This is a genomic window from uncultured Campylobacter sp., assembly GCF_938045595.1.
Taxonomy (GTDB): Bacteria; Campylobacterota; Campylobacteria; order Campylobacterales; family Campylobacteraceae; genus Campylobacter_B.
Window position 1 is genome coordinate 1 of the sequence record NZ_CALIBB010000109.1, and the last position, 14,280, is coordinate 14,280.

Annotated in this window: 16 protein-coding genes and 1 tRNA gene; 9 read left to right on the forward strand and 8 right to left on the reverse strand. The window is 48.9% G+C overall.

Going from position 1 to position 14,280, the window contains the following annotated elements:
* The first annotated feature begins 169 nt into the window (after positions 1-169).
* The 3 genes from Q0340_RS04375 to Q0340_RS04385 all read left to right on the forward strand — a co-directional run bounded on the left by Q0340_RS04375 (position 170) and on the right by Q0340_RS04385 (position 2,786).
* Entirely contained in the window at positions 170-757 is a 588-nt protein-coding gene (locus Q0340_RS04375) for a transglycosylase SLT domain-containing protein (RefSeq protein WP_298082319.1), read from the forward strand.
* A 51-nt stretch (positions 758-808) separates the two neighbouring features.
* Positions 809-1,849: a 3-deoxy-8-phosphooctulonate synthase gene (locus Q0340_RS04380; RefSeq protein WP_298082320.1), complete on the forward strand. Its 1,041-nt coding sequence runs from the start codon at positions 809-811 to the stop codon at positions 1,847-1,849.
* 499 nt (positions 1,850-2,348) lie between these two features.
* Positions 2,349-2,786, forward strand: coding sequence for a PH domain-containing protein (locus Q0340_RS04385; protein WP_298082321.1), 438 nt, complete (start codon positions 2,349-2,351; stop codon positions 2,784-2,786).
* A gap of 7 nt (positions 2,787-2,793) precedes the next feature.
* On the opposite strand, the gene Q0340_RS04390 is transcribed toward Q0340_RS04385, so the two are convergent.
* Positions 2,794-2,976, reverse strand: a complete 183-nt coding sequence (locus tag Q0340_RS04390; protein ID WP_298082322.1) for a hypothetical protein — start codon at positions 2,974-2,976, stop codon at positions 2,794-2,796.
* Here Q0340_RS04390 and Q0340_RS04395 point away from each other — a divergent pair.
* Positions 2,944-3,020: transfer RNA gene (locus Q0340_RS04395), tRNA-Glu, on the forward strand. The two genes, Q0340_RS04390 and Q0340_RS04395, sit on opposite strands and share 33 nt — an antisense overlap.
* 57 nt (positions 3,021-3,077) lie before the next feature.
* Here the strand turns inward: Q0340_RS04395 and Q0340_RS04400 are convergent.
* From Q0340_RS04400 to Q0340_RS04425, 6 genes are read right to left on the reverse strand one after another with little or no spacing between them, the layout of a single operon-like run.
* Positions 3,078-3,854 (reverse strand): ABC transporter ATP-binding protein, encoded by a 777-nt coding sequence (locus tag Q0340_RS04400; RefSeq protein WP_298082323.1) that lies wholly within the window; start codon positions 3,852-3,854, stop codon positions 3,078-3,080.
* Positions 3,851-4,498: an energy-coupling factor transporter transmembrane component T gene (locus Q0340_RS04405; RefSeq protein ID WP_298082324.1), complete on the reverse strand. Its 648-nt coding sequence runs from the start codon at positions 4,496-4,498 to the stop codon at positions 3,851-3,853. Before Q0340_RS04405 ends, Q0340_RS04400 begins: the two co-directional genes overlap by 4 nt.
* Entirely contained in the window at positions 4,495-5,106 is a 612-nt protein-coding gene (locus Q0340_RS04410) for a hypothetical protein (protein ID WP_298082325.1), read from the reverse strand. Before Q0340_RS04410 ends, Q0340_RS04405 begins: the two co-directional genes overlap by 4 nt.
* On the reverse strand, positions 5,103-5,702 hold the full coding sequence (cbiM, locus tag Q0340_RS04415) for a cobalt transporter CbiM (RefSeq protein ID WP_298082326.1): 600 nt from the start codon (positions 5,700-5,702) through the stop codon (positions 5,103-5,105). Before cbiM ends, Q0340_RS04410 begins: the two co-directional genes overlap by 4 nt.
* Positions 5,692-6,471 carry a hypothetical protein gene (locus tag Q0340_RS04420; protein WP_298082327.1) on the reverse strand — a complete coding sequence of 260 codons (780 nt, stop codon included), beginning with the start codon at positions 6,469-6,471 and terminating at the stop codon, positions 5,692-5,694. Before Q0340_RS04420 ends, cbiM begins: the two co-directional genes overlap by 11 nt.
* A 12-nt stretch (positions 6,472-6,483) precedes the next feature.
* Complete coding sequence (locus Q0340_RS04425; RefSeq protein WP_298082328.1) at positions 6,484-7,233, reverse strand: DUF4198 domain-containing protein; 750 nt, start codon at positions 7,231-7,233, stop codon at positions 6,484-6,486.
* Positions 7,234-7,373: 140 nt separating this feature from the next.
* On the opposite strand from Q0340_RS04425, the gene serS reads away from it, so the two are divergent.
* From serS to Q0340_RS04450, 5 genes are all read left to right on the forward strand, one after another.
* Positions 7,374-8,624 (forward strand): serine--tRNA ligase, encoded by a 1,251-nt coding sequence (serS, locus tag Q0340_RS04430; RefSeq protein WP_298082329.1) that lies wholly within the window; start codon positions 7,374-7,376, stop codon positions 8,622-8,624.
* A 7-nt stretch (positions 8,625-8,631) separates the two neighbouring features.
* Positions 8,632-8,892, forward strand: a complete 261-nt coding sequence (locus tag Q0340_RS04435) for a hypothetical protein (protein WP_298082330.1) — start codon at positions 8,632-8,634, stop codon at positions 8,890-8,892.
* Positions 8,889-10,508, forward strand: a complete 1,620-nt coding sequence (rsfS, locus tag Q0340_RS04440; protein ID WP_298082331.1) for a ribosome silencing factor — start codon at positions 8,889-8,891, stop codon at positions 10,506-10,508. The genes Q0340_RS04435 and rsfS overlap by 4 nt, the downstream gene beginning before the upstream one ends.
* A 9-nt stretch (positions 10,509-10,517) precedes the next feature.
* A complete protein-coding gene (locus Q0340_RS04445; RefSeq protein WP_298082332.1) occupies positions 10,518-11,891 on the forward strand; it encodes a sodium-dependent transporter in 1,374 nt (457 codons plus the stop codon).
* A gap of 388 nt (positions 11,892-12,279) precedes the next feature.
* Positions 12,280-12,861 carry a LysE family translocator gene (locus Q0340_RS04450; RefSeq protein ID WP_298082333.1) on the forward strand — a complete coding sequence of 194 codons (582 nt, stop codon included), beginning with the start codon at positions 12,280-12,282 and terminating at the stop codon, positions 12,859-12,861.
* 308 nt (positions 12,862-13,169) lie between these two features.
* Here Q0340_RS04450 and sodB read toward each other — a convergent pair whose 3' ends face one another.
* Positions 13,170-13,793, reverse strand: a complete 624-nt coding sequence (gene sodB / locus Q0340_RS04455) for a superoxide dismutase [Fe] (RefSeq protein WP_298082334.1) — start codon at positions 13,791-13,793, stop codon at positions 13,170-13,172.
* Positions 13,794-14,280: the final 487 nt, after the last annotated feature.

The following is a 14,280-nucleotide window of genomic DNA, read 5'->3' on the forward strand; positions in this document are numbered from 1 at the left end:
ACCTTGTAAGGGTGGCGCTCTACCAGCTGAGCTAAGCGACCGTTTGGGCTCAAAAAAGAAATGTGATTATATATACAATATGATTAATTTTCACTTAAACAATGGCTAAAAAACTCAAATTGTGCTATACTTGCAAAATAAAATTTCACCGAAGGTCGCGTAAATTTAGATGAAAAAGTCGGTTCTTGCCCTGTTTTTAACGCTTCAGGCGTTCGCCTACTCGCCGAATGAGATCGTAAATGCCATCGCCGCCGTGGCGCAAAACGAAGGCGTCAAGCCCGAGATCCTCTACACCATCGTCAAAATCGAAAGCGACTTTGAGCCCTACACGATCTCCTTTTTGACAAACAAAGCAAACGCCGATTATTTCGCAAGCCTGCGCAATCAAAATATCCGTATCAAGACGAGCAGCTACAGCCTAAATTCCAGCAAATGGGTCGTTACGATAATACCGGCAAACGAAATTTACGCCGTGCAGATCGCCAAGTACCTGTATGAGGACGGATTTAGCATCGACGTAGGGCTTGGGCAGCTAAACGCCGTAAATTTCAGCCAAAATGAGATCGATTATATATTCAACCCGATGTATAACCTTACCAAATGCGCTAAAATCCTGCGCAAATGCTGGAACGCCAAAAATAAAAATATAAAAGACACGATCGAGTGCTACAACTACGGCATGCGCAAACGCTACTCAAACCCCTACTACAAGCGCTTTTACGAACATTACGAGAAATTTTTCGGCAAGCCCTATTAAGAGTTAGTAAAATTTCGCTAAAATCGCGCAAATTTTAAAAAAGGATATTTCATGATACTGATCGCAGGACCCTGCGTGATCGAAAGTCGCGAGCTGATAATGCAAGTCGCGGAAAGTTTACGCAAATTTAACGAAATGAGCGGGGTGGAATTTTACTTCAAAAGCAGCTTCGATAAAGCCAACCGCACCAGCATCTCAAGCTTCCGCGGCCCGGGGCTTGAGCGCGGCTGCGAAATTTTAGCCGAGGTAAAGGAAAAGTTCGGCTATAAAATTTTAACCGACATCCACGAAAGCTACCAGGCAGAGCCCGTCGCGCGCGTCGCCGACGTGCTGCAAATACCCGCGTTTTTGTGCCGCCAAACCGATCTGCTCGTCGCCGCAGCCAGCACGCAAGCGGTAGTAAACATCAAAAAAGGTCAGTTTTTATCGCCGCAGGCGATGAAACACAGCGTCGAAAAGGTGCTGCAAACCCGCAGTGCGCGGGCTTATACCCCGCAAAGCGGTGCGGCATCTAGCGATACAAAGGCCGCTCAAAACAGCGCCTGCTCCGACGATGCCGAAATTCGCTGCGTGCAAAGCGGCGCTCAAAGTAATACAGATAGCGGATCTTCGGTGCTAGGCGTGCGAAATTCTTGTGGTGCACGATCGGGCGTGCAAAATTCCGCCCATGCCTGCGATGCTTCGAGCGCTGCAAATTCTGCTCAAAGCGCCCCACAGCCGAGCGGCGAAGGGATGCACGATCTGGCGCGCCGCCACGGCGTTTGGCTTACCGAGCGCGGCAGTACCTTTGGCTACGGAAATTTGATCGTTGATATGCGCTCGCTGCCGATTATGCGCGAGTTTGCGCCGGTCATTTTCGACGCGACGCACAGCGTGCAGATGCCTAGTATCGGCGCTACGAGCGGCGGCGATTCGCGCTTCGTGCCGTATCTCGCACGAGCGGCGGCGGCCGTGGGCGTGGACGGCTTTTTTTACGAAACGCACCCTGATCCCGCCCACGCGCTTTCGGATGGGCCGAATATGCTAAATTTGCAGCAGCTAGAGCGCGTCGTAGCGCAGACGCTCGCAATTCAAAAAGCACTCGGATTTTAGAGCGGGCAGCTGTAAAATTTCAAATTAGGCTAGCGAGCTTAAAATTTTTCGCACGCTAGCCGCTTTTTCGCACTTTGCGCTAACAAATTTTATATTCACAAGGGCTTGCCTCAACCATAGCGAGTTCGTATCACGCGCTAAAATTTCAAACGCATCGTGCGGCTATAAAATTTAGTATATTTGTAAAATTTTAAACTCCGCGCGTGCTTCACTAAACTTCTAAGCTTTGATAAATTTATGCGGCATAGGGCGATTGCCCGGCGCGAGCGGGGCAGTTTCGCGCCGCTAAATTTAAAATTTTAAAAGTCTAACGCGCATAATTTAACTATAAATTTTGCACCGAATTTCGCAGCCGACAAAGTAAAATTTAATGCAAATTTTACGCGTAAATTCCGATCGTCCAATCCGCCATAGTGCAAACCTTCGCTACACGAAATTTAAGTCAAGATTAATGGGGCAGGGATATAATTCAAGTCTAAAATTATTTTAAAGGATATTTATGGGTTACGTAGAGTCTAACCTTCTAAATAGCGAAAATGTAATTGCTAAAGCTAAAATTCACCGGGCGGTTTTTATCTCCGCTATCGTCATATTGATTCCCGCGATAGTTGGAATCATAAATAAAGACGATAGACTTTCATTCATATGCTTTGGCGGTTTTATAGCGGCGCTAATTCACGGGTTTATTGTTTTAAAGACAAATGAGCTCGCCATCACAAATCAGCGTATAATCGGCAAAAAGGGTCTTATCAGTCGCGAAACGGCGGAGCTAAAATATGAAAAAATCGAAAGCATATCCGTAATGCAGAGTATCTTGGGACGAATTTTAAAATTCGGCACCATAGTGGTGCGAGGTACCGGCGGCACGGCAGTTAGCTTCCAATTTGTCGCTAATCCAGTAGCGTTTAAAAACAAGGCGATGGAAAAGATCGGCTAGACTTTTTTCATATATGAAATTTCAGCCAAATCATAAAATTTACGTCGCAAATTTTATCTATGCCGCGCCGGCTTTTAAAATTCCAAGCAATTTGTGCTTGCACCGCCGCAGGCATTTTATCTAAAATTTTGTTTTTGTCGCTATAATGCGGCTTCTTGACCTTTTCGTCTAGTGGCTCAGGACGTTGCATTCTCAGTGCGAAAACGCGTGGTTCAAATCCCGCAAGGGTCGCCATTATGGACTTTTATACAAGCCTCATGATTTTAAACGATAAATTTATCTATGATTTTATCATGGACTTTCATACAGCCCGTTAGATTTTAAATAATAAATTTTATCTGCGATTTTATCGATGAAGCTTTTATCGTGCGAAACGATGATCTCGCTTACGTCAAGCTCCGCCAAAATCCCCGCCACGCGCTCCTGCATCGCCTCATCAAGCGCCGTCGTAGGCTCGTCCAGTAGCAGTATCCTAGGCTCGCACACCAGCGCACCCGCAAGCGCCACCAGCTTTTTCTCGCCGCCGCTTAGATGAAAGGGCACCCGCTCGCACAGATGCTCGATTCCCAAGCGTCGCAGCGTCTCCAGTGCCTTGCGCTTGATCTGCTCTTCACCTAAAATTTCAAGCTTTTTTAGATGGTCGTTTTCGCTGCCCTGCCTTAAAATTTGCGCCTTACGACCAAAAAATTTAGAAAAAATTCCACGCCTTTTCTCCGCGTTTTGTGCTCGTTTTAACCGCTCATTTTGCGCACGCAGGCTAAATGCGACGTCCTCAAACACGCTCGCGCACAAAAATTGATCGTCGCTGTTTTGAAACAAAAACCCGATCTCGTGGCGAAATTTTACAAAATCCTCCGCACAATCAAGCTTCTCACCGAAAAGCTCGATTTCGCCCTCGCCCCATTGCCTTAGGCCGCCTAAAATTTGAAGCAGGCTCGTCTTGCCCTGCCCGTTCGCGCCCAAGATCGCTACTTTTTCCTTATGCCCTACGCTCAAATTTACGCCGCGAAAAATTTCTCGCTCGCCGTTTTTAGCACTTATTCCATACGCCTTAAGCGAACAGCTCATAAGATAGCTCCGATTTTAACAGATACACACGCCAGCACGAACGCCAAAAACGAGGTCCCCGAGACGCTCAAGCCCTCGCAACGCTCGTAAAATAGCCTACCGCAAAATCCTCGCGCGCTCATCACCAGGCTTAAATTTCTTGCTTGCTCAAGCGCCGAAATCGCTAAAATCCCGATCAAATTCGCATAAATTTTATAGGTGAAAATTCCGCTCGTCCCTACAAATCCGCGCATCCGCAAAAGTGCTTGCAGCCTCGCTAGATCCGAGCGTAAAAAATTTACGAATCGCCCGCAGCAATACACCAAAGTGCTTAGCTTTTCGCCGAGCCCGAGCCCGTAAAATCCGCGCGCGAAAAAATATTCGTCTTTGCCGTAAAATAGCAAAATTGCAAACGCCATTATCAAATTCGCGCGCAAAAATATCACGCCCGCAAGCTCGTAGTTGCCGACTATGGCGGGGCTTAACGCGCTTAAAATCGCAAAGATATTTAATACCGCAAGCCTTGCGCATACTGCGTGCGCAATCGAAATTTTAAGCGCAAAAAGAAGTAGCGGCGGGGCAAAAAACGCTGCGTAAAGCTGTCCGCTAAGTCCGACGCCGAAGCTGAAGATGAAAAACGCGAGCAGTGATACGGCGGGGCTCATTTGCGCGCTCTTTTCGCTAGCCACATTAAAGCAAAAAAGCCGAAAATCAAGGCTAAACAAAGCGCGATTTTAGGCGCCTCAGCGGACTGGCTTTGAAACGCCATGCTCCTAATATCGCTCTTAGAACTTTCTTTTGGCGAGATGCTTCGCGAGGCGGAATTTTCCAAAGGCTCGGAAGTGCTTGAAATTTTATCTTCAGACACACTGCCTTTAGGCGCGTAATTTTTAGCGGCGTTCAAATTTTGCGGCATAGGATTTTCAGAAACGTCAGAATTTTGCGGCGTAGAATTCTCGGGATCACCGGAATCCTGCGGCGTAAAGTCCTCGGCGCTAAATTCCATCTGCGCGCCGTGCCCTGCACCTCCGTAAATTTGAATAGTAAAATTTTTAGCTGGTATTCGTATGTTCGCAAGTCCCTCTTTATCGGTCCTAGTGCGCAAAATTTCGCGCCCGTCCGCACTGATTAAAACTTCGCACTGCATGCAGGGAGAATTTTTATAAAAATAGCTATAAATCGCCACTCTATCGCCCTCTTGCGTCGCAAAAAGATGAAGCGCATGCGAAAATGCGAAGGAGATCAAAACCGTTAAGAAAAATAGCGCTCTCATCGCCTCTGTCCGCCGTAAAATTTCGCAATAAAGCTAAGCGCAAAAAGAGTGATGATCCCTTCCAAAACAGCTAAGATTGCGCCTTCAAGCGAGATGAGCGTCGCGATAGCAAAAAACTCCCGCCCGCTGATGAAAAGCACGAGATCAAGAAGCAGCATCGAGCAGACGATCGGCACGAAACCCGCCAAAAATAGATAAATTTTTTGCATGCGCATTTTTAGCTCTTGCGCTTTTGCGGCGGCGGCAAAGAGCCCGCCCAAAACCGCCGGAAAGCCGATGACTGCGGTATTTACACCGAGCACGCTAAGCCCTCCGAAGCCGAAAAATACCCCTTGTAAAAATAGCGCGACAAAAATCGCCAAGATCGCGCGCGAGCCCAAAAACGCGCCCACGAGCCCGCTTAGCATCAGGTGCATGGAGCTGACACCCACGGGCAGGTGCATGAAAGAGGCGACGAAAAATAGCGCGCTAAAACATGCGATCCTCGGGATCTCAGCCTGCTTTACGCGCCATAAAATCGCCGCTACCGCAGGCGCCGTAACCGCCCAGCCGGCAAGCAGCACGGGCGCGCTCAAAACTCCTTCGCTAATGTGCACGGCTCGCCTCCTTTAAATCGCTCCCGTTTTTTAGACGCGCAAAAACGCGCGAAGTGGCTAAATTTAAGGCATTTGCGAACTTTACGATAATCGCTTTGATTACTACAGGTCTTGCTTTTACGGCTTTAATCACGACAGAATTTTCGGCTGTAAAACTCGCGGCTTGCGTCCTATTTGCGGCGGCTGTTAGCGCAAGACTCGAAGCAGCCTCGGAACTGCTTACGGAACCGGCAAATTTGATAAATTTTACGGCTCGCACGGTGCAAGAATTTTTAATTGCTGTATTTGCGGAAGCGGCAAGTAGATTTCGCGACGTAAAATTTGAGGCTCCGAGCGATCTCGGTGCGACGCTCGCGCAGTAAAACAGAGCCTGTGAAATTTTAAAAGGTAGGGTTTGCAAAATTTCAAAAAACGAAATTTTACGTGCTGGTATTTTAAGCTCATAAATCCATGGATATGAAATTTCGCGGCTCGAAGCTACTAAGAGCGGATTCCTACCGAGCAAAATTCCACGCAGCAGAGCTTCGTTACTTAAAATTTTACTCGGCGGAATTTTGCTCCGTAAAGTTTTAACCAAACCCCGAGACGCAGACTGCGCGCGGGTGCAAAACAACAAAATTTCGCCCCGTAAAATTTTAGCCGCAAAATTCGCTGGAAATTTTACACCCAAAAGCAAAACGCGCGAAAATAAAATTTCAAAGCCCTGCCAAAGCGTAAATTTAAATTTATCCGCGGCGGCGCAAATTTTGCCCGAAAAAAGAGATCTCACCGAGCCGCTCCCCTATTTTTTCAGCTCGTCTGCCTTGATCCAAAGTACGGCTCCCAGCTCATTTACGGGCTGCTCGCTTCCTTTGGCGGCTTCCTCCTCGCTAAGAGCCGCAAAGCCCCACCAGCCGGCAACCGGCATCACGAAGCTAAACTCGCCCGCGCCGTTGGTTTTAACGACCTGCGTGACATGCGCCTCGCTAGGGGCTTTGTAGCCCTTATCGTTATATAGCTCGATCTCCACGTCCGCGCCCGGGACGGGCTTTCCATGTAGTAAAAAAACTCCGCTAAATATCTCGCCCGCATACAGCGCATAAGGCCGCACTAGCGGCACGATCTCCGCCTCTAGCCCGAGCGGCTTATCCCAGCCTTCGCCCGCGCCGTAAGCATCGACGTAGGTTTTGGTGATATGGCGGATCATCTTGCGCTCAGCCGGCTCGGCATAGGGTTTGGGATCGAAATAAAACGCCAAAAGCGATGGCTTGTCAGCTTTAAATTCCGCCGTGAAATAGGAATTTTCGCCCTTTTTCTGCTCTTTTAAGCTACCTAGGAGCGATTTTTTCTCACCATCAATAAAAACGCCGAATTCTGCGGGCTTTTGTAGATTCATAGACTCCTGTAAAAACGGATGGGAGAATTCCAAATTTAGCTTTAAAGTAGCGTCTTTTTGATCCTCTACGACATTTTTATCCGTTGTAAAAACGCCAAAATGCGCGAACGCAAGGCTCGCCGCGAAAATTCCTAAAAAAGCAAATTTTGCCTTCATGTAATACCTTTCATAATAAAATATTACGGAATTGTATCACTTTTTTTCATCCGTATTGCTTAAATGTGGGTTTATTTTGAGTATTTAAAGCAAACTTTAGTTAAAATGTCGCAATTTAAATTACCAAAAAGAGGTAGAAAATGATAAATTTAAAACTTATCGAGACGAATTTCGACGAATTTAATAAAAAACTCATCGCCAAAAAAGTCCCGCCGCAAACCCTGCAATCGCTACTGGATGCCTACAACGAACTAAAATCCAAAAAGACGGAGTTAGAGAATCTTCAAGCCGTGCAAAATGCAAAGAGCAAGGAGCTCGGTCTCGCCGTGCGCGAGGGCAAGGACGTAGGCGCGCTAAAATCGCAGCTTGAGGAAAACAAGCAAAAGATCCAAAGCCTAAGCGAGCTCGTAAACGAGCGCGAGCAAAACTTAGAGGCGATCGCCGCGTGCGTGCCGAATATCATCGACGACGACGTGCCGATCGGTGCGGACGAGAACGAAAACGTCTGTATCAAAAAGGTGCTTGATCCGCGCACGTTCGACTTCGCGCCCAAGCAGCACTTCGAGCTCGGCGAGGCGCTGGGATGGCTTGATTTCGAGCGCGGCGTCAAACTCAGCGGCAGCCGCTTCACCGCGATCCGAGGTCTTGGCGCAAAACTGAATATGGCTCTCATCAATTACATGATCGAATTTAACAACTCGCGCGGCTTCGAGCTCGTAAATATGCCGTTTTTGGTACGCGATCAGATCCTCTACGGCACGGGTCAGCTGCCTAAATTTAAAGACGACCTCTACCGCGTTGACGACGAGGAGCAAAACCTCTACCTCATCCCTACGAGCGAGGTTACAGCGACAAATCTCTTTAACGATGAAATTTTACGCAGCGAGGAGCTACCGATCAAGCTCACCAGCTACAGCCACTGCTTTCGCAAGGAAGCGGGCTCAGCGGGGCGCGATACGCGCGGCATGATCCGCCAGCACCAGTTCGAAAAGGTCGAGCTCGTCGCCATCACGCGCCCAGAGGATAGCGCAAAGATGCTTGAGGAGATGATTTCATGCGCGAGCGATCTGTTAGCTAGCCTAGGCCTTCCGCATAGACACATGCTGCTTTGCAGCGGTGATCTTGGCTTTAGCGCCGCAAAGACCGTGGATTTGGAGGTTTGGCTGCCGGGGCAGAACCAATACAGAGAGATCAGCTCGATCAGCAACTGTCGCGATTTTCAGGCGCGCAGAGCCAAGATCCGCTTCAAAGACGGCAAGAAAAACAGCCTCGTTCACACGCTAAACGGCTCCTCGCTCGCGGTCGGCCGCACGCTGATTGCGGTAATGGAAAACTACCAGCGCAAAGACGGCAGCATCGAAATCCCGCGCGTTTTAGAAAAATATATGTAGGCGGCCCGTGCGAAAGCCTTACAAAAACTCAAATTCTAACGCCCGCTTCGTAGCCACTGGATTTTGCGCTGCAAAATTTAGAAAGCGCGGCGTTAAATTTTTCGTGCTGCAAAACACAGGATTTTTTGCAACAAAACTTAACGAAACGGAATTTTGCGGCGTAAAATTTCATAAAGCAAGATTGCGCCGCGCAAAATTTTATGCCGCGGAATTTACGGCGAAGGGCGAAAAATTTTGCGGTGCGGAGCGGTGCGGAGCGGGCGTGTGAAGATCGCGCTTTTCGGCGGCAGTTTCGATCCGCCGCACGCAGGACACGACGCCGCGGTAAAGGCGATCTTATCAAGCCTAAAGCCCGATTTGCTAATCATAATGCCGTCATTTCTAAACCCGTTTAAAAAGAGCTTTTCGGTGCCGCCGCAGCTGCGGCTTAGATGGTGCCGCGCGCTGTGGAGCGACACCCCGCGCATAGAGGTAAGCGATTATGAAATTTCGCAAAATCGCCCGGTACCCACGATACAAAGCGTGAAATTTCTGCTCGAAAAATACGGCGGAAACGGCAAAATCGCGGCAGAGACGGCAGCCACGGCGAGCAAAACCCCGACAGCCGTAACGGATAGGGCTTTACCTGACGGCGCAAATATTGCGGGAGAAATTTGCACCGATGCTTATATTTCGAGCAGCGCGGGCGAAATTTTACCTGAGAAAATAGACGGAGCTTTGTCGTGCGATATAAGTAAAATTCTAAGCAGCGACGCCTGCACCGCCGTTAATACGGATAGAGTAAGTATCTCTGCCAACGCAAAAAACGAAGCTTTGCAAGGCGGCGTAGCAGATGAAATTTCGACCTGCGGCGAAAACGAAACGGATGGAATTTCGCAAAGCACGGTAAGTGGAATTTCGGGCGGCTGCAAAAGTAATGCGGGCGGTGCAAACGACGCAAGCAAAATTTTAAGTGCAGATAAAATTTCAAGCGTCGTCGCAAGCAAAGTGTCCGACATCGTCATGAGGGAAATTTCAAACTCCGTCGGGGGCGAAATTTCGAGTACTAGCAAAATTCCGAGCGTTGTCCGGAACGAAATTTTAAGCGCGAATAAAATTTTAAGCGCAGACGCGAGCGAAATCACAAATGCAAGCGAAATTTCAAGCGACAATGCGAATTGTATGACCGACGCAGGCGGCGCAAATGACATGGATGACGCAAGCGATGCGAGCGACATAAATGATACGAACGACGCGCATAGCGCAGGCAACGCAGTAAATTGCATAGGTAGCGCAAGCAGTACGGATACAATATCAAAGCTCTACATCGTCGTGGGTGCCGACAACCTAGCAGAGCTTCATAAATGGCGCGATTTTGGCGAGTTGCAGAAATTAGCGGAGTTTGTAGTGCTTACGAGACCCGGCTACGAGATCCCGCGGCAGTGGGCGGCTCTAAGGCGCTTCGAGATTGCCGTAGATGCGAGCTCAAGCGGTTTTAGGCGAGATTTCAAAGGCGAAATCCCGCCCAAGATCGCAGCAGAGGTCATAAAATTTTATAAAAGGAAAGATATGCAAGATCCAAAGCAAAGGGCGGAGCGGATCGCCGAAATTTTAAACGAAAAGAAAGCCGAAGACGTCCAGATCATCGATATGGAGAGGCGCGAATATATCGCGAAATTCGTAGTTATCGCCACTATGCTGACCGCCCGCCACGCAGCCTCGCTCATCGAGGAGCTAAAAAGCGTGCTCAAGCCGCTTGGGGAGGAGTTTTTGGCTATCGAAAGCGGCGATGAGTGGAGCGTCGTCGATCTCGGCGACATCATAGTCCATCTCATCAGCGAGACTTACCGCGCCAAATACAATATCGAGGACTTCCTCGACAAGCTCAAAAAAGAGCAATTTTAAGGAGGGAGCGTGCCGAGACAGACATGGAGCAGCAAGCTCACATATATTTTAACCGTCGCAGGCGCCACGATCGGCTTTGGCTGCACGTGGAGGTTTCCGTATTTAGTCGGCGAAAATGGTGGTGGCGCCTATGTGCTCATATTTTGCATCGCGATGATCGTGCTTGGAATCCCGATGATCTTGGTAGAAAATGTCATCGGACGCCGCGCGCTAAGAAACTGCGTCGATGCCTTCACGGCGCCTAAAAAGGATGGCTCGCGCATAAAGCCCGCATGGAAGATCGTAGGCATCATGGGCGTAATCGGTGCGTTTGGAATTTTAGCCTACTATATGGTTCTCGGCGGCTGGGTGCTAACCTATATCGTAAACATCGTAAGCGGCAACTTCGACCTCTCCGCGCGGATCACAGACCCCGCATTTACGCAAAAATTCTACGCAGATCACATCGAAAATAGCCCGCTCGGCGTCGGAGCTTACACGCTCGTTTTCATAGCGATCAACTGGTACATTTTGAAAAACGGCATCATCGAGGGGATCGAAAAATTCGTAAAATTTCTAATGCCCGCGCTATTTTTATGCTTCATCGCCGTAATTCTTACAAATTTAACGCTTGAGGGCGCAAAGGAAGGCGTGAAATTTTATCTCGGCGTCGATTTTGCCAAGATCACGCCCAAGCTTTTGATCGACGTTTTGGGTCAGGTCTTTTTCGCGCTCTCGCTCGGATTCGGCGTGATGATCACGCTGTCTAGCTTCCTCAACAAAGACGAGAAGCTGATGCAAACAGCCACCATCACCGCAGTCGTAAACACGCTCATCGCCGTGCTTGCGGGCTTTATGATCTTCCCGTCGCTCTTTAGCGCGGGGCTTGAGCCGAGCAGCGGCTCGTCGTTAGTTTTTAAGAGCCTGCCGATCGCGTTTTCGCACATGCCGTTCGGTAACGCCGTCGCGGTGGTCTTTCTCTCGATTTTGCTCATCGCCGCGCTTACGACGTCGATCACGATCTATCAGGTCATCATAAATTTCGTCGAGGAGCGCTTCTCATTTTCAACGCTAAAGGCGGTAAATTTAACGCTCGGCGGCGTCTTCGTGCTCGGCAACCTACCCTGCATACTCTCAAGCAGCGTGCTTGCGGACGTTAAAATTCTAGGGCGCTCGGTTTTCGACGCCTTCGACTTCGTAAGCGCGAACGTATTTTTCGTGCTAACGGCGCTTCTGTGCTGCATCTACGTGGGCTGGGTGCTAAAAAAGGATGCGATCTACGAGCTCACCAACGAAGGCGATCTAAGCGCGCGGCTCGCGGGAGTTTGGTTTTTGTATGTCAAATTTATCCTGCCGCTCATCATCGCGGTGATCTTCGGGTACGGGATTTTCGGCCAAATTTAAAGCCGCAAGGGTTTTAAATTTTAAATTTGCCCGCGGTGGTGCGGCGGAATTTTAAAATTCCATTCGCTCTGTTACACACACTGCGGCATGAGTTTTTACGCGCTGCGGCACACTGCGCCGCAGCTATAATATAAATTTAACGCAAGCGCGTCCTGCCTCTTGTAAGGCGTCGTCGGGAGTTGGGCGGGATTTGAGGCGGGAAGGGGAGCGACCTCGCAATTCAAGCCCCCTTCCCGCCCCAAGAAAAGTTTGGGTGCGGCGCGGCGGAATTTTAAAATTTTATTCGCCTCAGCGCAGCGCGTTAAATTTTAGAATTTTAAAATCTATCGCAGCGGCGCCGTATCGCGAGAGATAAAATTTAAAATTTAGCGCAATTTAGGGGTTTGAAATGCTTCTGTTTTTCTTTACGATCTTTCCAATATCGCTGATGCCGGGCATCAACATGACCTACGCGCTAAATCTCGGTATCGCGCGCGGCTATCTTAGGGCGCTGCCTGCACTGCTCGCGCAGGTGCTGGGCGTCACGCTCGTGGCGCTTGCGTGCATATTCGGCGTCGCGGGCATTCTGCTTGCGCACCCTGCGGCGCTTAGCGCGATTAAAATTTTAGGCGGCGCGTATATTTTTTATCTGGGCGTCGCGACCTTTTTAGCGCGCGGAAATTTTAAGCTGCAAAAACAAAAGCGCAGCGAAAATATCTTCCTACAAGGCTTCGTAGTCGCGGTCTCAAACCCCAAGGCGTGGATATTTTTTACCGCGCTCTTTACGCCGTTCTTGGACGCGGACAATCTTTTCGGCGCGCGCACCTTCGCCCTCGTCGCTACGCTGTGCGTAAGCGAAAGCATCTGCCTTAGCATCTACGCGCTGGGCGGAGCGGTGCTAAAAAATCTGCTGAAAACCCACCTGAAATACCTCGAAATTTTCTGCTCGGTGCTGATGTGCGCGATCGGGCTGTGGATGATTTTGGGCTAAAATTTTGATTAAATTTAGCGCCCGAGCCTTGATGGAATTTTATTAAATTTAAAAGATAGATTGAAAAGAAATATTGCTTTGGCTAAATTCCGAGACAAATCCCGAAATTTAGCCGCTAGCTTTGAATTAAAAATTTTAAGCGATCGACCGCGCATGCTAAACGACGCGGCGATTATCGTCCAGGGTTAGCCTACAGTGCGTCTAAGGAATTTGCGGGCATGGTTCTTATCCGCAACGAACCTATAGAGCGTTTAAGCGGTTTTGCTTTATGTAGCATCGCCGTGCCGCGTGCGCTTAAATTTTAAAATTTAATCTCTGCCGTGAAGCTCGTCGATGTAAAATTTCACAGAGCCGAGACCCTCTTTTTTCGCCCATTCGTAGGCGCTTGAGACGAACTCCCAGTTGATGCCCGCATAGAATTTTTCCAGATATTTCGGGCGCGCGTTGTGTTCATCGATGTAATACGCGTGCTCCCAAACGTCCACGACTAGAAGCGGCACGAGCCCTTCGGTCACCGGCGTAGCGGCATTTTGGGTCGCTTTGATGCAAAGCTTGCCCGATTTCGGATCGTAAGCGAGCCACACCCAGCCCGAGCCAAAATGCGCCGTAGCAGCAGTCAAAAACTCGCTTTTAAAATCCGCAAAATTTTCCGCTAGCGCCGATTTTAGCTCCGCAGACGGCTCGCTAGGCTTTGCGATGCAATCCCAGTAAAAATCGTGGTTGTAAACCTGCGCTGCGTTGTTGAAAAGCCCGCCGCTAGCCGCTGTTACGATCTCGTAAAGCCCCTTACCCGCAAACTCGCCCGATTCGGTAAGTTTATTTAAATTTGCCACGTAGGTCGCGTGGTGCTTGCCGTGGTGATAATCACAGGTTTGCTTGCTTACGACCGCGTTGTGCGCCGCATCGAACGGCAACTCTCTAAGTTTAAACATCTTTCTCTCCTTGAAATGAATTTTGAAGCGATTATAGCCTAAAATTTCTAAACGAATAATAAAATTTATTATTTAGGATTAATTTTAAGACGAATTTCAATCTAAGCCATCGTAATCGCACTTTAAATTTAAAATTTAGGCGGCTTATTAACGCCAAAGCTTTGCTTTCATCCTCATCGGAGCGCTTTTTGAGTGCGACTGGGCGTAGGATTCAAACGCGCTGCCGGTACACAAGAGCGGCTATTTACCGTCGTCTGCGCGATTGCGAACTTTTTATATTTATGCTTGCTTTTAAATACATAGCGCGGCGCTAGCATACGTTCTATACGGGGATCGCCACGATCGGCGCCGTGATGCCGGGCGTATTCGTCCGCTGCGAGAAATTTCTGGCGTGCAAAGAACCCTATTATTTCTCATAATTTCAAGCGCCGCGATGCTGAAATTAATTTAGAATTTTGGCGAATTTAGCTAAGCTTAGCGCTAAATT

Coding starts and splice junctions, on each gene's coding strand:
- Q0340_RS04375 (WP_298082319.1), top strand. CDS start 170: ATGAAAAAGTCGGTTCTTGCCCTGTTTTTAACGCTTCAGGCGTTCGCC.
- Q0340_RS04380 (WP_298082320.1), top strand. CDS start 809: ATGATACTGATCGCAGGACCCTGCGTGATCGAAAGTCGCGAGCTGATA.
- Q0340_RS04385 (WP_298082321.1), top strand. CDS start 2,349: ATGGGTTACGTAGAGTCTAACCTTCTAAATAGCGAAAATGTAATTGCT.
- Q0340_RS04390 (WP_298082322.1), bottom strand. CDS start 2,976: ATGCAACGTCCTGAGCCACTAGACGAAAAGGTCAAGAAGCCGCATTAT.
- Q0340_RS04400 (WP_298082323.1), bottom strand. CDS start 3,854: ATGAGCTGTTCGCTTAAGGCGTATGGAATAAGTGCTAAAAACGGCGAG.
- Q0340_RS04405 (WP_298082324.1), bottom strand. CDS start 4,498: ATGAGCCCCGCCGTATCACTGCTCGCGTTTTTCATCTTCAGCTTCGGC.
- Q0340_RS04410 (WP_298082325.1), bottom strand. CDS start 5,106: ATGAGAGCGCTATTTTTCTTAACGGTTTTGATCTCCTTCGCATTTTCG.
- Q0340_RS04425 (WP_298082328.1), bottom strand. CDS start 7,233: ATGAAGGCAAAATTTGCTTTTTTAGGAATTTTCGCGGCGAGCCTTGCG.
- serS (WP_298082329.1), top strand. CDS start 7,374: ATGATAAATTTAAAACTTATCGAGACGAATTTCGACGAATTTAATAAA.
- Q0340_RS04450 (WP_298082333.1), top strand. CDS start 12,280: ATGCTTCTGTTTTTCTTTACGATCTTTCCAATATCGCTGATGCCGGGC.
- sodB (WP_298082334.1), bottom strand. CDS start 13,793: ATGTTTAAACTTAGAGAGTTGCCGTTCGATGCGGCGCACAACGCGGTC.